15 protein-coding genes are annotated in these 19,033 nt (G+C 60.3%); 4 read left to right on the top strand and 11 right to left on the bottom strand.

The annotated features are described in order from the left end of the window. Positions 1-18: 18 nt before the first annotated feature. The gene (locus tag U5A52_RS15560; protein WP_321935225.1) at positions 19-534 is read left to right on the top strand and encodes a hypothetical protein; all 516 of its coding nucleotides are present in this window, start codon (positions 19-21) and stop codon (positions 532-534) included. Positions 535-846: 312 nt separating this feature from the next. After that, on the top strand, positions 847-1,284 hold the full coding sequence (locus U5A52_RS15555) for a transposase (RefSeq protein WP_415774015.1): 438 nt from the start codon (positions 847-849) through the stop codon (positions 1,282-1,284). Between the two features lie 261 nt (positions 1,285-1,545). On the opposite strand, the gene U5A52_RS15550 is transcribed toward U5A52_RS15555, so the two are convergent. From U5A52_RS15550 to U5A52_RS15530, 5 genes are all read right to left on the bottom strand, one after another. Beyond that, complete coding sequence (locus U5A52_RS15550) at positions 1,546-1,842, bottom strand: hypothetical protein (RefSeq protein ID WP_321935224.1); 297 nt, start codon at positions 1,840-1,842, stop codon at positions 1,546-1,548. Positions 1,843-3,127: 1,285 nt separating this feature from the next. After that, positions 3,128-3,814, bottom strand: a complete 687-nt coding sequence (locus U5A52_RS15545) for a hypothetical protein (protein ID WP_321935223.1) — start codon at positions 3,812-3,814, stop codon at positions 3,128-3,130. A 147-nt stretch (positions 3,815-3,961) separates the two neighbouring features. Next, the gene (locus tag U5A52_RS15540) at positions 3,962-4,750 is read right to left on the bottom strand and encodes a hypothetical protein (RefSeq protein WP_321935222.1); all 789 of its coding nucleotides are present in this window, start codon (positions 4,748-4,750) and stop codon (positions 3,962-3,964) included. Between the two features lie 254 nt (positions 4,751-5,004). After that, positions 5,005-5,880, bottom strand: a complete 876-nt coding sequence (locus U5A52_RS15535; protein WP_321935221.1) for a hypothetical protein — start codon at positions 5,878-5,880, stop codon at positions 5,005-5,007. Positions 5,881-6,056: 176 nt separating this feature from the next. Beyond that, positions 6,057-6,779 (bottom strand): hypothetical protein, encoded by a 723-nt coding sequence (locus U5A52_RS15530; protein ID WP_321935220.1) that lies wholly within the window; start codon positions 6,777-6,779, stop codon positions 6,057-6,059. A 340-nt stretch (positions 6,780-7,119) separates the two neighbouring features. On the opposite strand from U5A52_RS15530, the gene U5A52_RS15525 reads away from it, so the two are divergent. Further along, positions 7,120-7,554, top strand: a complete 435-nt coding sequence (locus tag U5A52_RS15525; protein WP_321935219.1) for an SET domain-containing protein — start codon at positions 7,120-7,122, stop codon at positions 7,552-7,554. A 764-nt stretch (positions 7,555-8,318) separates the two neighbouring features. Here the strand turns inward: U5A52_RS15525 and U5A52_RS15520 are convergent. The 3 genes from U5A52_RS15520 to U5A52_RS15510 form a co-directional block, all read right to left on the bottom strand. Continuing rightward, positions 8,319-9,011, bottom strand: a complete 693-nt coding sequence (locus U5A52_RS15520) for an adenylate/guanylate cyclase domain-containing protein (protein WP_321935218.1) — start codon at positions 9,009-9,011, stop codon at positions 8,319-8,321. A gap of 4 nt (positions 9,012-9,015) precedes the next feature. Then, positions 9,016-9,927 (bottom strand): Pycsar phage resistance system effector protein PycTIR, encoded by a 912-nt coding sequence (gene pycTIR, locus U5A52_RS15515; RefSeq protein ID WP_321935217.1) that lies wholly within the window; start codon positions 9,925-9,927, stop codon positions 9,016-9,018. A 405-nt stretch (positions 9,928-10,332) separates the two neighbouring features. Then, positions 10,333-12,099: a hypothetical protein gene (locus tag U5A52_RS15510; protein WP_321935216.1), complete on the bottom strand. Its 1,767-nt coding sequence runs from the start codon at positions 12,097-12,099 to the stop codon at positions 10,333-10,335. 873 nt (positions 12,100-12,972) lie between these two features. Between U5A52_RS15510 and U5A52_RS15505 the strand changes: the two genes are divergently transcribed. Beyond that, positions 12,973-13,479 (top strand): H-NS histone family protein, encoded by a 507-nt coding sequence (locus U5A52_RS15505; RefSeq protein ID WP_321935215.1) that lies wholly within the window; start codon positions 12,973-12,975, stop codon positions 13,477-13,479. Between the two features lie 9 nt (positions 13,480-13,488). Here the strand turns inward: U5A52_RS15505 and U5A52_RS15500 are convergent, their stop codons facing one another. Genes U5A52_RS15500 through imuA form a run of 3 tightly spaced genes read right to left on the bottom strand, consistent with a single transcriptional unit; the run spans position 13,489 to position 18,757 of the window. Next, on the bottom strand, positions 13,489-16,641 hold the full coding sequence (locus tag U5A52_RS15500) for an error-prone DNA polymerase (RefSeq protein WP_321935214.1): 3,153 nt from the start codon (positions 16,639-16,641) through the stop codon (positions 13,489-13,491). Between the two features lie 15 nt (positions 16,642-16,656). Continuing rightward, the gene (locus U5A52_RS15495) at positions 16,657-18,120 is read right to left on the bottom strand and encodes a DNA polymerase Y family protein (protein ID WP_321935213.1); all 1,464 of its coding nucleotides are present in this window, start codon (positions 18,118-18,120) and stop codon (positions 16,657-16,659) included. Beyond that, positions 18,050-18,757 (bottom strand): translesion DNA synthesis-associated protein ImuA, encoded by a 708-nt coding sequence (gene imuA / locus U5A52_RS15490; protein WP_321935212.1) that lies wholly within the window; start codon positions 18,755-18,757, stop codon positions 18,050-18,052. Before imuA ends, U5A52_RS15495 begins: the two co-directional genes overlap by 71 nt. Between the last annotated feature and the right edge of the window lie 276 nt (positions 18,758-19,033).

The raw sequence follows: 19,033 nt of genomic DNA, 5'->3' as shown, positions 1-19,033 counted from the left end.
GAAAAAGAAAAGGTAGGCATGAAGAAAATCACACTGCTCGCCGTGCTTCTGGCAGCAATTGCACAAGCTGCTACGGCGGGCGAGAAAAAGGCTGCTGACGCACTCTACGGCGGTTCAAAGCCGCTTGCGCCACCGTACTCGGTCGCTGACGTGCTTTGTGACAAAGTGGACGATGCTCGCGTCGTCGGATGCCAGAAGATGGTTGCCGAGGCTAAGGAGGCTCGCACCTACAGTCTCACGGTCAGAATTGACGGTCAGGAACGCCCCGTCGAACTGAAAAGCAATGAAGCTCCACCGCAGCAGGCGGTTGATGTGAGCGGCGTGAAGGTAGCCTTTGATCTCCTTCACCAAAGCCCCGACCGACCCGGCATATTGCACGTAGCAATACACGTCAGCGAGGCAGGTAAGCCCACGTTCAACGATGACTCGCTCTGGCTCCCGCGTGACCGGTTGGTGTTCGTTGAAACCAACTCGGGGAAGCGCATCATCGTGAGCCTGAACCGTGAGACACCAACGCACCCTGAACTGAATTGATCGGAAAACGATAATGAACAATTCCATCCATCAGCGTCGCATCTTCGATATTGCTGAAACGCTCGTTGTGAGCGCATTCCCTGCGGCGATGATCGCTGGCATTTTCAAGTGGGGTTAGGTGCTGCGATTTTGGGCGCGGGCGGTTGTGTGCTGATTACGCACGCTTAACTGACCGCTTCGGGTCGACGCCGGTAGTTCGTAGCCGGCGGCCGCGGTGTTTGCTGCGGCCGCTCCTCAGCGCCATCCGGTTGGCAACGGGGTCGGGTGCCCCGTGCGTGGTGACACAATTATCGTCGCAACGGTGTCACTTTTATTACGGTCTACGACGGTCATTTCGAGCGGCTGACCAAGGCATGCCAGAACTGGATGTCGGAGATTCTGGCCTACTTCGATCACCCCATCACCAAAGCCTACACGGAGTCGCTCAACAACCTGATCCGCGTGATGAACCGGCTCGGGCGCGGCTACAGCTTCGAGGCGCTGCGCGCGACGATCCTGTTCGCCGAGGGCGCGTTCAAGAACACGAACAGCCGACCCAAGTTCGAGAGGCGAGTCAGGCCGCGCGAGGTTGAGGATATGTTGAGACATGGCGTGCCGGACGACGCAGCGGGCACGGGCCTGGCAGACCTGCAGGTGGTCGATAAGCCCCCGAGGGCACCGCGAGAGCGGACGCCATCAACACACGAGCCGAAAAATTACGGTGTAGACATATCAACACTGGCGCAGTTGATCGAGTGGGGCCAAATCTGACTCATTTCAACCGCGAAATACGGATACCCCTAAAGAATAGTGCGGGAAGAAGACAGCGTCCCGTACCATTTCCCACCGCGTAAGGCGCAGAGGATGAGGCGGGTAGTGACCCGCGTATGCATGGTCTAAAGCAGAGAGGCCAAAGCGAAGGAGCCCGCCGACCGCCTTCGGCGGTCGACGGGCCTGCTTTCGGTTGATAAGGACTGTTTGCTCAGAGTGTTGGTGGGCCTCCTGGGAGACAGACTGGCGTCGCTCGCAGGGCTAGGTAGCGACCGCAGCTTTTGCGCCACACTTGCCGTCGAGCGCGTTCAGCTGAGCGCGAAGTTTGCCCATGAAAGTTCGACCGGAATCAGTCATCGTATAGACGTCGTGCTGCAATTCGAGGAATTTCCGGCGCACCAGTGGCTCCATCAAGCTCTGATATTGCGAAAGACTCGCGCCTTTCGCCTGCAGTGCGGCATAAAGCACGCCAGAGGGTGCCCCCTGTTCGCCCGTATCGTCGATCGTCTCAAGAACAGCCAGGCCGATTTTCTGTGCTGCAATGATTTGCGCATTCATAAGGATTCCCTTGTATTGCCCAAAGTGGGCGGTTAATAAGGGGGCTCTCGTATTAGTGCTCAGCGAGCGCTAACAGGAAATCGGATGGGATGAGGTGGAGTTCGCTAGTCAATGAATGGGCGCCGAGGTCGAATGTGGTAGCAGGAGCCGACGCTCTCGAAGGGCTCCCCATCCAGGACATTGGGCACTGTGGATCGCTGGACGTCAGCGAGAGTTGGACATGCTGATCGGTTCGCAGGTATTTCAACAGCGACAGGTGGGGTAGGGTTTACGCCTAGTCGATTTGCTTGAGCAAACTGTCTTCTTGTTCTTCAGTGTTTCGAGTGTTGCCGAGTGGCAGGCCGTGGAGGGCTTGCGCGCGGTCTCGGAAGTGCGCTTGACCTCGGATTGAGAGGCCCGTCACCATTCCTCCGTACGAGGTGAGCGGTGGGCGGGCCTTGTTGCGCGTTGACAATTACATGCGGCTTGGCCCCGAATGGGGAGTCCCGCCGTAGGTATGAGGGAGGGTCAATCGGGCTGTATGACCGGCCCGATAACCCTTGTCCCGATTACCACCCCGGGAAATGGAACGCGAGCGAAAGAGCACTTACGACCGTTCCCGCAATTCCACCTACCACGAGGGCGCCCCGACCTTGATTGAGATAGTAAGAGACACTTTCAGGAAAGGACGGTTTTTCGTTGATATTGCGATTCATAGATTCTCTCCATTCTTGCCCGGGTGGGCTTAGGTAAGTCGGAGAGCAGGCAACCTCTGGCGAGCGCATCGAGAGCGCTGGACGGAAGGTGACAGGGGCGTTGCGGTTCGCCAAGCGGCGAATGATGACGGTGAGTGATGCCGATCGAACGGCTATGAGGAGGATACCACGATCAGTTTGACGGCGTGGCGCGCCGGGGCAGTCGGCGACAGGCCCGTCACCCAGAGCGACCCACCATCCCCAAATGAGGAGTGGTGGGTCAAGGGGCGGTCCAGCCAGCACTACTCCTGACCCTCTTGCTTACGATGGGGCGGCCCGGCTTCCGATCATCTTTCCGAAATTCGGCTGAGTCACGTGGGGCCCGACGGCTTCCTCCCTTGGGCCCGTTGCGTTCGGCTGCGACCCTTCACTGTTGCTGTTCACGGTTGCTCCTTTGTACCGCTTCGGCGGTGTTGAAAAGGAGCGAGCACTGAAAGCTCTGATGAGATCTGGTCTCATCACAGCCTTCCCGAAGGGTACTTACAAAGCTCCGAACGGAGGAGTGCTGGCGCACGGTTGTCGAAGACAACGCGCGCGCCAGGATATTTCAATCAAAAGCCAAAAGCGAATTGCCCGCCTGGCTCCTTGAACACTGCACTTCTGCTGACAGACGCCAGCGAAGCATCAAGCCAGGGAGCGTGCTCAGTCATAGTGCTCTCGCGCGCCTCAGGGAGAAGCATCTTCCGTCCACCCTCGGTGAGGATGGTGGTGAACGTTGCGATAGCAGCTTCCTCGACGGAGCGCCCGAAATCAAAGCGCTCGAATTTGCTCCGGTAGCCGGTCTCGCTAATAAACGGCCCGTCCGGATCGACCGCCTGGAAGATGAAGCAGGTCGAGAAGCGGGAAATACCGTCCTCCACTTCAACCACTGCGGTGATGCCCGAGACCTCTATTAGAAATTCTCCGCACTGGCCCCACATCGGCGAAGCGCCCGGTGTGGCTCTGCAATGATTTTCTGCGAGGATCCCGCCTGCCTCCGGGTTTGAAGGTTGCTTGTATCCGAAGAACGTTCCGTTGTTCAGCTTCCATGCCGCAGCTTCATAGTGATCTACTGCGACATTGGCCGCGCCCACATCAGAGGCGAGCACCGCTGCATTGAGCGCGTCAACAGATTGCTTTGCGACGTCTAGCAGGCCCGCGCGCTCGCCGGGCATGTTCGCGGCGAGTTCGATGATTGCCGCATCTGGGTCCTTATACGAATTGACGGACCGAGATCGCTTCTTCTGTTGCAGGTTCATTGGTTCTCTCCATTTGCGCTGTGAAGCGCGTTGATCAATTGGAGAGGTGTGGCCTCGGGCAAGCGTGTGCCATCAGGTAGCACGACGCTTGCCGGAAGACTCCGGGCCGCTGTTCTCGCCCCTCTCAGAGGCGGGGCCAGCAACGTTTCAAAGGGGAGGGTTTACATAGCCGCCGGCATAGCCGCGTGCCGGAGCACCATACACGTCCTGTAGGCCGCAGTCGCGCATCCATGCGGACACGACGTCAGGCGAAGCGCCGAACATCATAACGTTCGTTCTTTTGCCCACGGCCATACTGCCCATGAACGGGATACCGTACCGGGCACCGGCCTCGCCGTATTCCTGATCGCAGTTTCCCACCCAGGCAATGGAGGTACCCGCGACGTCGACTGTCTCAGCCGCCAGCAGGCGCCGATGTGCCTCAGCCACCCGCTGCTCGAACGCCTCAATAGAGATCCCCTGAAACGCAGCACGCGTGTCCGCGCGCCACGCCGCAAGCTCGAGCGGCGAGACATCGGGGCATTGGTTCGCGTAGGCCTGAGTCAGACAATGGTCCGCGGCACACACGATGCGCTGCTCGGCCGTCGGCTCCAACTGGAGCATGGTGAGCAGCTGTCCAAGGGAGGAGCCTTCCATGTACCGCGCGGCAGGCATGTCGTACCCCGGGTCTCCCGGCTGATGGTGATCGATCAGGTCGTTGTACGCTAGCCCAAACACATTGCACTCGATGAAGATGATCGAGGTAGTCTCTTTCGGCAATGGCTTCGAAACGCCATTAGCGCGGTATGCCGTACTTGGGATGGTCCGTTTGCCGTCAAACGTCGCGGCCACGAAATGCTCCCCCTGCTCGCTTAGCAACGCCTCGATCGCGCGCATTTCCGGATCAAGAGCACCCAGTACGAACACTCGCTTCTTGCCGTTGATCTTGCTGTTCATTGGTTGGCCCTTTCTACCGCGTAGCGGTGATTGAAAAGGTGCGAGCGAATAACACTCGGGTGAGCGGGACTCACCTCAGTGTTCGCGGTTTAGGAAGCTTGCGAAGCGCTTCCGTCTGGAGGCTGGGGCGGCGCGTGGCCGGGGTGGAGGTCTTATGCCGATCTAACGGCTGATCGAAGCGTACCACAACCAACGACAAAGACCCGCCATCCGGGAAGGATGGCAGGGCATGTCGCAAAACTATGAGAATGGTGTCACCTGGTCACGAGGAGCTCCAGTCCATGTTGAACCGGGTCCAGTTGCTTTGGGTAGGGCTTCGCCGGGGCGAATGACTTTTCAAGTCGGCGTTTCTCGTTCGGGCGCCCCAGTGCCCAGCAGAAGGTATGATTGCCGGGGTGACGTACGCGGATGAAAATGTTGCTTGCCAACACTCGCGCAACCCATTCGGCTGGATCCTCTCCGAACGCGCGCGAAGGAGCACCGAGCCTCACAAGGTTTCTCTCTGCGCCGTCCGCTCCCTGCTCCTGGAGGCGGATCTTTGAAATCGAGCGGGGGCTGAGCACGATGCCGTCGCGTGTCAAATGCAGCGTGCGTGCCGCTGAGCGTCCTACATAGCGCGCGTTGGCGGCCGTGTAGGCAGTACCCAGGTGACCAGGCATTACGGTTTCACCGTGTTCAGTCGTGCGAGGCATCGGATCCGCGTATGCGATCACAGCTTTTACGGAAGGTCTTACCTGCCTCAACAGCTTGAACGCTGACTGGGAAAGACTCGACTCGCCACAGTATGGCACGGTGTCCACCAAGAGGAACCTTCCGAGCTCGAGACCTTCATTAGCGGTGAGACCCGAGTACTTCGGGATGGCCGCGTTATTCATAGGTACTGAGAACACGGCGACACCAACCAGTTCGGTCCCCTTGAAGAACCCAACCCGCTCCACCGCGGCTGGATAGCTGTGGGAGTAGTGGTTGTCGACCACGAACTTCCTTGCCTCGCGATCGGTGATGATGTCGACCGCATAGTCAGCCTTGCGAAATCCCTCGTCGCGATCGATGTACGTGCGCCAGTACTGCCGACCGTACTTCCAGCGCTGAGCGGGGCACGTAGCCGTCGTCATGATTTCCTGGCTCATTTGCTCTCCTTTTTGCCTTTAGAGGCGTGAAAAATCTGAAGAGCTGTGACGCTTGAGTGAACCCCGAAAGGGCTCACCCAAACGGGCCCCGGAGGGCACCAGTTTGAGAAGAAAATCTGCGTGAGCAGGTTCCCTGGCAACGTACATTAAAGAAAGTGGCTTCGACGCCTGCAACGCTATGCGCGCGCAGAACCGAACCACGCCGCGGTCGCGAACAGGTGGCGCGCAGCCGGATCATGTTCGTCGAACGCGACCATGGTGCCGCCGTAGCCTTCATCGACGGCACACGCCAAGGCGACTTCATAATGCTCGCCTTCGGCTCCGTCCACGTTGTCATGGCGCATAGCGTACGTTCGCAGTTCTCTCTCGCCCTGCGCGTTGTCGCAGAGGACCGCGACTTTTATCACCCCCGCATCGATCACGTTCTCATCAAGGCCGAGGAGGCGCTGCAAGTTGGCTTCCGCTTGTTTGCATTCCGCGTGGAGGACATCCCAGTCCTCTTCGGTGTCGTGGGCTGAGTCGTACTCCCCACACGCAAACTCCGCGTCGCCATATGCGGCAATTGCAGCCTTTACGCGTGCGGCTAGAGCCGGCGCACGCTCCGCTTCGCCGCACTCGTCTCCCCATGGCAATTCATTCCCGTTGGGCAACACGACAGAGGTGAGGTCGATCTGGGACGAGGCGCCGCGCGCCTTCGCATCCACTTCGGCTTCGTCCTTGGTCTGGCCTGGCTTGACGAATGGGTAGTCGACCAGGACAAGCCCGTTTTCGTACATCAGGCCGGACGCCTCGAACGGTTGCGGAAAGCACGCGTCGACTGCCTTGACAGTGACTCTGTAGGGGAAGAACTGGCCTGCAATGACAGGCGCGCGAAACTGCTTATTGGATTGCTGATTCATGACTCTCTCCTGTTGCCCGAGGGCTTAAAAAAGGAGAGGGCAGCGGAGAACCCGAGTGCCCAGATGAGAGCAAACGCTCAACGAGACGTGTCGGGGTTATTGCAGATGCGCTGTGAACGCGCGGTACGGCTCAAATCGTCGTGCCGATCCAACGGCTGAAGTCATTCTACACCGGTTTCGCGCCAAGATCGCTCGGCAGCCAACGCGATCGACGTACATCGATCGCGGCCGGGCGGCAGGTCCCCCTTCGACCTCGAAGCACTGAGGAGGCGGGCCGTAGCATTTTGTCGTGGCACAGTTGCGCTGTAAGATCGAAGAATCAATTCCCCACGTTCACCCCATGCGTAGAATCATCACCCGGCGGTCTTCGGTTCACGGCAAAGGCCTCTTTGCACTCGCGCCCCTTCGTGAGGGCGAGCGCCTGATCGAATACAAAGGGACTGTGAAGTCCTGGCGCGCCGCGACGCGCGACTGGGAGCGTAGTGGCGCGCCAGGGCATACGTTCTTCTTTGGCCTATCGAACGGCCGCGTGATCGACGGCGGTAACCGAGGTAACAGTGCGCGATGGCTAAACCACGCGTGTGAGGCCAATTGCCAGGCCTTCGAAGAGGCCGGGCGAGTATTCATCTACGTTTTGCGGGACATTCAAGCTGGCGAGGAGCTTTTTATCTCCTACGACCTCGCCCTCGACAATGACGCCGGTGATGCGTCACGTCTTGACTACGTCTGCCGGTGTGGCAGCGGACAATGCCGTGGGACGATGCTGGCCGCTTGATCCCCTGCCAACGAATCCACCATCGAATATCTGCGAGACGCGGAGCGTTCACGGTGAGTCGGATTCTCTCGCAAGCCGCCCACGCGATAGGTCCATGTGGGGCGTGCGATATCGAATCTTCTGCGTTTGGGGTGCCGCCTTGTGGGCGACACCAGCCCGTTGTGGTGCGCTGGCGTCCATGAACCTCGCGGTAGGGATGCGCAACGCGTGCTCGTCTGCGAGGGGGCGATTGCTAACGTAGGCCGCAATAAGTTTGTCACTAGGGCGTCCCCAACGTGGCGGGGCATCTCGACGCCGAAGTGACAGATTTGCTTCCACTCGGATCGCAATAAAGACGTCACTTCGCGTGAGTCCGCAATAAATCTGACACTTCGCATCGTAGTTCGGCCGGCCGGAATTGCGGCAGCTTGATCAGCTCGAGCGCAGTTTTGTTGAAAAACGTAGCTATATCGCAAATACGTGTTAGCGACAGGGCCCCGCTTTTGTGGCAGGGTCGCCTCATGCTGGCCGACGCGAATGGCCGTTCTCTGGCGATACGTCAGGCGCTAGTCCGTCGGCCACCACCGGCCGCCCTCGACATTGCGTAGAGTGGCTGCTTCCGAAGGGATAGCCGACGCACCTTCGGCTGTAGCGTTGGTGCGTAACAAGTATGACAGTGTGTCTTGGTAGAGCGGATGAGCTGGACGTGCGCGGCCTTCGCTGTTCTCGCCACATCTCCGCACGCCGCGAATACTCGAGGCCTACCCGCCAGGCCCTTTCTCACGTTAGCCTAGGGTTTGCCACCACCAAGTGGAACGGTAGATCTTAGTGCCCTTCAGATCTCCGCATGCCTCCCACATATTCGTGCCGTTGCTGAACTTCACGGAATCGTTCATGTTGCTGTAAATGGCTTCGGTGATGTACTTGGAATGGCTGGAGGGCATGGCCGACAGTTTGGCGGCATAGTTCGCGGCCCGGCCCACCCACACCAGATCGTTCGCGCCCCGCACGCCGGTTTTCGCAACAAAGAGCTTGCTGGTGTCGATGCCGCAGACGTGCTTCAGCTCGAATGGCGTGCTTGTGTAGAAGCCGTTAAAGGCGCTCTGGACAATGTTGCGGACGGCCCAAGCGATTTTCATTGATGTCCGTACTGCGCTCGTGTTCTTTGAATCACCTATGTAGACCGCCATGATGCGATCGCCGTCATACGCGGTGATTTCGCCGCCTTCTGAGCGGATGATTTTCGCGCAGCAATGCAGAAAAGCCTTATAAACCTCCGCCGAAAACTGCGACTTGTAGTAATTCACCATGTCGGTGGAATCTGCAAGATCCGCATACAGCACGGTCGCATCAATTTCCACGCCGTCATTGCCGAGGGTCACTGAATTGTCGCCTGGAACTACCGTGCCGTTGCGCGTGGACCAAGCTGAACGAACGATTTTGCCGATTTCTGCTTCGAGGTCTGCCAGTAGCGTCATGGTTTTATGCGATCGGGCCGAAGCTCAGAATGTGGGTACGCAGGGCATTGCAAGCAGGGCCGAACTTCGCTTCAGTATCAGCCTTGGGATCGTAGACATACGGTATGGTAGTGATCCCGGCCATGTCGCTTGGCAGCTTGACACCTTCCCCGCGCGGTTCCATCAAGATGGCCCGTTTCCGGCCCAGCCGGCCCATGAACATGCCAAGCTCGAAGATGACGTTATCGCGGGGGGCCGGCCATTCCGCGCCCCGGCTCGTCGTGCTGTCATCGCCGTGTGCAATCGCTACCGCGAAATCGCATTGATCCAGCTCTCGTTCAATGTCCTCAAGGGTGTACGAGGCCACCTTGAAAACGCCTTGGTTCCACGGCACCGTCAGGAACGGATCGCGGGCGAATTGGTCCTGGAGCAGCCGCGCGACCGGGATGGCTTCGGCGCTTGAGATCACGAAGACCCTAATTTTCTCGCGCTTGGCGTTCACGAAGAGGTTCCGTTCCATCAAGCGCTTTGAGAGGGCTTTCGCCATACGTCGCCAAATGTCGGGGAAACGCGCGCCGAGTTCGGAAAGCTGCGCTTCCGTAATCTTGGCAACAAGTGAATCCTCGACCGCGCTGACAGTCGCGGAACGCCGCTGAATCGGCTCCACGGCTGCCATTTCTCCGACTGAATCACCGGGACCGCGCTGCTGCACGCGGGTTGCATTCACCGTAATATCGAAAGTGCCAACGATGATGAAATACAAGTCGTTATCCGTGGCGTCTTGCTGGATGATGGACTGGCCAGCCTTGACCGCGACCAACTCGGCCATATCGGCCAGCTCCGTTGCAAGCGTATTGTCGCCGCCGACGAGCTTTTGATTGAGGAAGGCCTCAATACGTAGTCGCTTTCCGGACTCACCGGAAAATCTCTCGATCATTTTTCTTCCCCAGGGTTTGCGCCGCGTCTGCGTTGCAGCGGCAACAGACTAGCACCAATTGTTCGACGAAGCCTGCGCGCTGAGGCTGGCCACTTTGTCACCGGGCGACGCCACCGGTCGATGTCACGATTGTCCGCAACGAGATCGACAAACGGCCTTCGATCCGTTTCCTCACATGACGCTTGTGGGTCGACACCGGAAGTTTGCAGGTAGCGGCACCTGTTTGCCGCTGTCGCGTCTCGGTGCCACGCGGTTGGCATCAGGTCAGGCGCCCGGTGACACAATTATTGTCGCAACGGTGTCACTCTTAATTCGGTCTACGGCTGAGGCGCACGATTCAGGAAGCCTTCAGTAACGTATCTCGCGCGTGACGCTCAAGCATCGGCTGCTTGAGCGTCAAAGCTGTTAGCGGGAGGTGTAGTGCTTGATCAGGTACCGACGGTCTTCCGGGTGAAGACTAGGGTATGAATACGTATCGACCGAAAGCTGCTTTGCGAGCGCGTCGTACCATTCCTCTCGGACAGTTCCCCGGTCCTCGAGAACCAGCATCCCGACGGGGGCGAGCATCGTGTTGCGATAGACCGGATTCAGATCGCCGGCTGGTCGAGACAAGCTGGCGGAGTAGGCACCCGGCCAGCAGCTTTCATGAGCGCCTCGCAACGCCTCCTGCAGCATCGTCAGAAACAGGGCGGCAACCTCCTGTTCGGGAAGGCCCGAGGCAAGTTCCAGCGTCGGAATGAGGATGCCGAAATCTGCTGCACTCGTGCTACCCGGTGAGTGCCCTTCGCGCGCGACGACAAGGCTATTGAAAGCGTCGTCTACGCCGTCTGCCAACGACGCAAGCCAGGGCGAATGCTCTTCCATCCCGGCTCTGATCTCCCACGGACGGGCCTCGTGCCCGTGGTCGTCGAAAGGGACGATGAACACCCCCTGCAAAAGTGCGATGGGGCGCATGGAACGCTTGCGCGGACTGACGATCACACCAGTAGCGGCGAATTCCCAGAAAGTCGCTTGAGACTGCCTGGCGTCGTGCGAGATGGAAGCAGACGGCTTCAAATGCACGTACAGCTCGAGATGCTCAGCCTCGAGCGTTTTAGAGTGCCTATCTGGCAGCGCTCGTGTGATCTGAAACACCAACTGGGTGTTCGCTACGTTGTCGAGATAGCGCCGGGCCTCCGTCGTCACAGCGTTCGCCCTCAGATAGCGGGCCAGACCCATCGGGTCATTGACCTGCTGGAGCACCTGATTTCCCTGGAGCACGGCTTCATTGGGTGTCAGCATGAACTGGCAGATCGCGGGCCAGTTGACATTCTCGTCGGCCACAAGGGCATCAAACTTCGCGTCCTCCGCGTCGTCGTCGTTGTCGGAGATCGGGAAGACGTCATAGAGGACGGAAGTCGCGCCCATCTCCTTTACCCACGTGGCAAGTCGGTCGCTCAGCAACAGATGCTCGAACTGGGAAGGGGTAGCCGGTCCATCGTCCACCCAGCCGCCGATGATTGCAAGCGGGTGCGGCTCGACAGGCTGGACGTGGTCTTCAACGAGTCGGGCGACGTGATACTCGCGCAGGGATTCAAGCTGACGCGCAGGCAAAAACTCCGGAAGACCTGCGCCGACGGGTCGGTCACGGTACGTCGTGAAGGACTTGAGTTCGCGCTCCTCGAGCGACCAAGCGCACTGATAGCCCACTAGTGGCAACGCGACATCTGGGTCGTAGCCCAGTTCCTCAATCGCGCGCAGGACTTCCTTCACACGCGCCACGCACCGTCGATGGACATCAGGGGTCGTGAAAAGGCCGAGGTGCGCAATCAGGTCGAGGCGCCATGGCGGCGCAGCACGTCCGATCGCATTCAGGTGCTCGACGACGATTGCCCGCGCGCTCGCGACCGCTCGCTCGAACCTGGGGGAAATGTGGCCAGGACGGAACGTCAGGGGGGCGCGTTCGTTCTCGAATGGCCCCGCCGTGCCGGACTTGGCCAGAGTGGCGTTCAATTCGCCCCGTGTGGAGTAGCCGTAGATGCGGCAAAGCGCGCCCTGAGCGGACTGAAGAGGCAGTCCTGTGAGCCTGGCGAGGCTTTGCGCATACAAACCGTATTCGGCCTTGGACGTGGGGCGAAACTTACGGGTATCGGCCGGGGAGTCAGAAACTGCGGGATGTGCCTTGATCGGCATGTGAAGCTCCAGACAAAAGCGCGTGCTTCTTCCTCTCTCGCTAGCCTGGGGGCGCCGGATTACCAGCAGACCTCGCGATGAGAAAGACGCACCTGCGCAGTTGGCTGCAAGCATGTCATGGGGTACTTCAGTTCCCGTCGGTACACACCGACTTCTGCGCATCAGGATTGGATCCCGTCCGGCGGCGAACGGCCTGGGCTGGCCGCGAGCCCGAAATTTAACAGTTCCGCTGTGCCGAGGCAAGCGTTCGACTGTCGCTTGTCGCGAATCGAGCGCAGCCACACCGCGGGCGGAGGTCGCTGAAAGCCTCCCGGCGGAGCGCGGTCGCCTGAGCGGTGCTGGTGGCGGCGAGGCGTTCCCGGGATCGTCGGGAGGATCTCCCGAGGCGTTCGGCGAGCGGCGTGACGCGCCCGCGGCTAAGTTCACGAGAGGCTGACCGGGGAGCGGGAAGCTATTTGGCTAACTTTGGACAATTGCGTAAGACCCGCTTTCAGCCAAATATACTGCTGCGCGCGGCCTCCTTGCGTGACCACGGCGGTAAGCGGCGTGTAAAACGCGGCGAGCGTGATTAAACAGCGAAGGCATTCTGCCCAGATTAACTGCGTAGCGTTCCGGGAGTTCGCCGTGCGCGACGAGAGATTCGGAATCCTGATGGAGGCTGTGTCGAAAAATATGCGTCGAGAAGAATTCGCCACGCAAACTGTGAAAGGTGACGCGCGACAATTCGGGTGCCGGTCAAACATCTAGTGAATACGAGAAGAAGAACGAAATAGGCCCAGTATTCGCCGGTACTCTCCAGATAGTAGTAATGTGCCTTTGGTATCATCCTCAGCATCAGAAACCTTGACCGGTACAAAGGAGGAGTGAAACAAAATGGCGACTTTGGAAGCAATTCAGGCGCGTATCCAGAAACTTCAGGGGCAGGCCGCTGAACTCGAGGATCAATCGAAACATTTGGCGCTCGCAAAGATTCGCGATCTGATGATCAAGCATGATGTAACACTCGAGCAAATTGAAGGCGCGCTCTCGAAAAAGGGCCGTGGTGCATCCGTTGCCAAGAAGGGTGCAACGAGCAGTGGCGCGCCGATTGCGAAATACAGAAATCCTAAGACCGGCGCGACGTGGAGTGGGCGGGGCCGCCGTCCGGCGTGGATGGGCAAGCGCAACTTCGACCGCTTTCTGATTGAAGCCGGCGCATCGGATAGCAGCGCGGTGAGCACGGCAGTCAAAGCCAGCGCGAAGAAACCGGAAGAGCGCACGAAGCACACTGTCGCCCCGAAATATCGTGATCCGGCGAGCGGCACAACGTGGTCCGGCCGTGGCCTCGCTCCGTTGTGGATTCGAGGTGCCAAGGACCGCACGGCGTATCTGATCGCGTGACCATCCAGGTCAGTGAAAATCGCGACTCTCGGTAACGAGGTCGCCGAGCAGGTGTGACATGTCGACCAGGCGCTGGGCAATCAGGTGACGCACGTCGCCTTCGCGCTGCCAGGTGCCGTAGACAGCAAGGAGGCTCGCACCAAGAGCCTCCTTTCGTTGTCTCTCAACCACGCTGGGCCATACGATCACGTTCAGCGGCCCGGTCTCATCTTCGAGCGTCACGAACATCACCCCCGACGCGGTGCCAGGCCGCTGGCGGCCCGTCACCAGTCCGCACCCGCGCGCGAGCCTGCCGTTGCGATAGCCGTTGAGCGTTGCCGCGGGGATGAGCCGATGTTCGGCGAGGATGGGGCGCAGCATCGCGAGCGGGTGACGCCCAAGTGTGAGACCAGTCGAGCGGTAGTCCTGCACCATGTCGTCGACCTCAGACGGCGCGCCGAGATCGGGTGTTTCATCGTCAATGCGCGCGCCTGCCAGCAGGTCCTTGTCGGGGACCGCCGCGACTGATTGCCAGAGTGCCTCCCGACGATTGCCGGCGAGCGACACGAGTGCGTTGGCGCTGGCGAGCACCTGTAGGTCATGCCGGTCTAGAAGTGCACGCCGGGCAAGATCGCTGACGCTCGCAAACGGCCGGACCGCCCGAGCAGTCTCGATGCGCTCCGCCGCTCCGTCGCGCATTCCCCGCAGCAACGAGAGACCTAGGCGCACGACGGGCCGCTGATACCGCACATCGTGCTCGAGTACTGAGTCCCAGCCGCTTATCGTGACGTCGATCGGCTCGACGCGCACGCGATGGCGGCGGGCATCCTGCACCAGCTGGGAGGGGGAATAGAAACCCATCGGTTGCGAGTTCAGCATCGCCGCGAGGAAGGCCTCCGGCTCGTGGCGCTTTAGCCAACTGCTCACGTACACGAGCAATGCGAAACTCGCCGCATGGCTTTCCGGAAAGCCGTAGTCCCCAAACCCCTTGATCTGCTCGAAGATGCCGTCGGCGAACTCGCGCTCGTAACCGCGCTCGGTCATGCCGTTGACGAGTCGATCGTAGTACTTCTCCAGCCCACCCTTTCGCTTCCAGGCAGCCATAGCACGGCGCAGCTGATCGGCTTCACCCGCCGAAAAGCCCGCAGCGAGGATGGCCACCTGCATCACCTGCTCCTGGAAGATGGGCACGCCAAGCGTGCGCCCGAGCGCAGTTTCGAGCGCCTCGCTGGGGTAGGTGACCGGCTCGAGGCCTTGCCTGCGGCGCAGGTACGGATGTACTGCGCCGCCTTGTATCGGACCTGGGCGCACCAGCGCCACCTCGATGACGAGGTCGTAGAACGTGCGGGGCTTCAGCCTCGGCAACATGCTCATCTGCGCCCGCGATTCAATCTGGAACACGCCGACCGTGTCCGCTCGCGAAATCATCTCGTACGTCGCGGGGTCTTCTGGCGGAATGTCCTGCATCTCGAAGCGTTCGCCGCGCTGCTCCGACACGATGTCGAGCGTGCATCGGATGGCGGACAGCATGCCAAGCGCGAGAATATCGACCTTCAGGAGTCCCAGGGCTTCCAGATCATCCTTGTCCCATTGAATCGCGCTGCGGCCATCCATCGCCGCATTTTCGACCGGCACAAGCCGTGTGAGCTTTCCCCGACTGATGACGAAGCCGCCGGAGTGCTGCGAGAGATGCCGCGGGAAATTCAGTATCTGACCGGCGAGCGACGCCCACGCCGCAATCATCGGGTTCTCTGGATCAAGTCCTGCCTCGGCGAAGCGTACCAGCAGGTCACGCGACGAGTCGAACCAGTGGTGGCTCTTCGCGACGAGCTCGACAATCTGGGGATCGATGCCAAGTGCCTTACCTGTCTCGCGCAATGCGCCGCGCGGTCGGTAAGTTGACACGGCAGCCGCGATCGCGGCGCGCTCGCGTCCGTAACGTCGATAAATATACTGAATAACTTCTTCTCGCCTCTGATGCTCGAAGTCGACATCGATATCTGGCGGTTCCGCGCGTTCTTTTGAGAGAAAGCGCTCGAAAAGCATGTTGCCGCGAGCTGGATCTACCTCAGTTATCATAAGGCAAAAGCATACCGCGCTGTTGGCAGCGGACCCGCGTCCCTGACATAGGATCTGCTGGCTGCGCGCGAAGCGCACGATGTCATAGACCGTCAGGAAGTAGGGTTCGTATTTCAACTCGCGGATGAGCTTCAACTCGTGCTCGAGTTGCGCTTGCACGTTGTGTGGAATCCCATCCGGATAGCGCTGGCGTGCGCCGACATACGTCTCCTGGCGCAGATACGACTCGTGCGTATAACCCGAGGGCACGAGTTCGTCCGGATATTCGTATCGCAACTCGTCGAGTGTGAACGTACACCGTTCAAGCACATTGAGCGTTTCTTCGAGCGTGTGTGCGGGATAGATGTTCGCCAGGCGCAGGCGGGAGCGCAGGTGCTGCTCGGCATTGGGTGCAAGCTCGAACCCGCATTCCGCGACAGGCTTGCCGACACGGATGGCCGTCATCGTATCCTGCAGCGGCTTGCGCGAGCGCACATGCATCAACACATTGCCGGTTGCCACAACTGGCACGTCATAGCGTTGTGCAATGTGCTCAACGACACCTCGGTGCATGTCATCCATGGCGCGCTGATGCAGTGTCAGCGCAACCCACGCGCGTTCCGGGAAGGTCGTGCGCAACCACTCGATCTGGGAGGCGAGGATATCTTCGTTACTCGGAAAATCGGGAACCAGAAGTGCAAGGCATTCGGGCACGCCACGCAGGTGCGCGTGAGTTTTCTCGGGCCGCGCGATGTCATCAGGGGTAAGGAAGTAGCTGCCTTTTGGCGCGCGCATGCGCGCGAGGGAGATCAGCTCTGACAGGTTGCCGTAGCCCTCGCGGTTCTGTGCGAGCAGTATCAGGCTGAATGCAGGGCTGCCGTCCCGGTTTGAGAGACGGAAGAACGAGCCGATGACGAGCGGCAGATTTTCTTGTTTCGCCTGGACGTGTGCGCGCACGATGCCCGCGAGCGAACACTCATCGGTGATCGCAAGACCTGCGTAGCCGAGCTTTGCCGCGCGGTTGACCAGTTCCTCGCCGCGCGAGGCCCCGCGCAGGAACGTGAAGTTGCTGAAGCAGAAAAGCTCCGCGTACGCTGGCAGAATCTGGGAGTAGGTGGCGTCCATGTTGCGTGCGGGCCGTTAGCCAAATAGGCCGTGCAGATACCACACAACCTCATCAGACGTTGCGCTCGGCCGTTCCCGGAAGATCCAGTAGTAGCTCTTGTCGTCTGCCTCGGCAACGAAGTAATCGCGCGCGGCGTTTCCGCCATCGAACCATCCGGCCTCGATGCGCTCGGCTGTTGAGACCAGGCGCAGTGGGCTACCGTAGAACGGACGGTGCTGCTTCATGAGCAGGCGCACAGGCGGTTCGACGAGCCACGTCGGGCGCGGAAGATCGGCGGGTGCACCGGCCGACTTTGCATCCGAGTGCACGGGCACCCATCTATTCGCATGCTCAGGCCGGTGGTCGGCCGTGAGCGCGGGGCGCAGGACATTTTCGGCGCCGAGCCGTGCAGTGAGGAGTTCCAGGAGGCGGTTGTGGTCCTCGGGCGTGCCTCCTGGCTCAGGAAAAAGGGAGTCGCTTGGTGGCTCAGCGGCTTGCACCTTGGTCGCCTCGAGACTCACGGCAAGGACCGCGGCGACCAGCTCGAGGCGCCCGAGGCGTTCCTTGAGCAGGCGCACGAGGTGATCTTCCTTCCATGTTGGCTCGGCGAGCGCGACCTCCAGCGTTGTGGGCTCGATCGCCTCCCGTCCGCGTTCGTGCTCAAGGATGAGCGTCGCCTGTGTAAGCGCCAGCTGCTGTGCGCTCAGCCACCCGCACATCTGCGCGATGAGACGGCGCGCAGCGAAGAGAATGGCCTCGGCGTGCTCGACGCGGTCGGGTAGCTCGACGCGAGCATGGAAGGTAGGCGGGAGCTCCAGCCACTCATACAGTTCGGGCGAGAGGCCATAGGCCCTGTCCATTGAATCCAGCATGCCTGCACCACATCTCTTTTTCAGGCCGGCGCGCGGAAGGCGCCGGATATCACTTAAATCATTGCAGCCGAGTCCCTGTAGCCAGTCGGCGAACCTGCGAACCTCGGGGACGGCGGTGAAGGCAAGCACGTCGAGGTTTCGCTCGAGTGACGACATCTTGAGAACGCGCTTGTGTCGACGCCTGGCCAGCAGCCAGGCGCCCTGTCCGGTCGGCGCCACGCACATGAACCCGGAAACGCCGAGCGTGCGGACGGTCGCCCGCATCTGGTGGCAGATGCGGCGGATTCCGCCGAAGAGGCGCAAGCTGGCGGACACGTCAACGAGCACCGTCTCTTCCTCGCAGAGCGTGACCATTGGGGAGAACTGCAGCAGTGCGAAAGCGATCGCGTGTAGCAGGTCCGATTCCTTCAACGTATCCCTGTCGTAGAGCAGCGCGTTCGGCGCGAGCGTAAGCACGCCGCCGCGCTTCATCCCCAGGCCGACACCAGCGTCACGCGCCCGGGCATCGGCGATGAGGACCTTGTCCCGTTCGAGGACGACGCAGCCATACTCCGCCTCACGCGACCACCGCGGACGGAACGCCTCGAGCGACAGTCGGGGCAGGTGAATGGCGACGAATACGGCCATACGGGCTAAGCAAGATCGGTGAGGGTTGAAGGGTGACGGATAGGGATTCGTCTTTTGTGGGGCCGCGGCGTTTGATGACGTCGATGACTAGGCCTCCCGCCGCAGGTCGCAGGCCTAGCCGTAATGTCGCGGGTGAGGCGTCGGCGGCGCATGCCAAGGGCCGCATTAACAAAAAGAGCACGTCCGAAGATTGGGCCGCCAGGTGCAGACGCCGCAGCGCGTCCGAACGGATGTGTTGCTGCCATAGGAGCAGCGCGCCACAACTGCCAGTGCGCAAAATCTGCTCTGCGCTCCACAACGCATCGGCGGTCTTCGGCGCCCGTATGCGCAGCACCTTGTCGACTGGCAGGCCGAGGTACGCAAGCGCCTGTGCGTTAGGCGTGTGCGGCGGCTGGATAAGGGCGACAGGCCGCTTCGCTACCTGTTGCAGAGCCGGCTGCAGGAGCCGGAACTCCCCGACGCCCGGCTGCTGTACCAGCAGTTCGACGAGCGCGCTCAGCGGCCAGCCTCCCCCCGGAAGCTCGGCGGAGAGGGCCGCGTAGCCGGTGTCCACGATCTTGTCGGTGCCGCGCGCGAGCTGGGACCCGAGCCAAAGGGCCGGATGAATACTCTCCACGTTTTTCGCTAGGGCAGCCATGACGATCGACCTGTATAGGGTGACGAGTACTGTACGTCCATACAGTATATTAGCCGAAAAGTTGGCTTCCAGGTATCCGCGCACAACAAAGTGTGCGGGAGCCGCGCTGTACCGCACGACGACTGGCTCAGCGGCCGGCGACCCACTTCTCCCGCACACTCTGTGCGACCACCACGCCCACGGTCCCACAAGGTTTTTCCCGAGGTTTCCCCGAACACTTTGTGGTACGCGTCTTCCTGGGCGAGTATTTTCTGTGCGCCGATGCGCGAATGCCCA

The sequence above is a fragment of the Paraburkholderia sp. J8-2 genome, from assembly GCF_905220195.1.
Lineage (GTDB): Bacteria > Pseudomonadota > Gammaproteobacteria > Burkholderiales > Burkholderiaceae > Paraburkholderia.
This window is presented reverse-complemented; position numbering and strand designations above follow the sequence as displayed.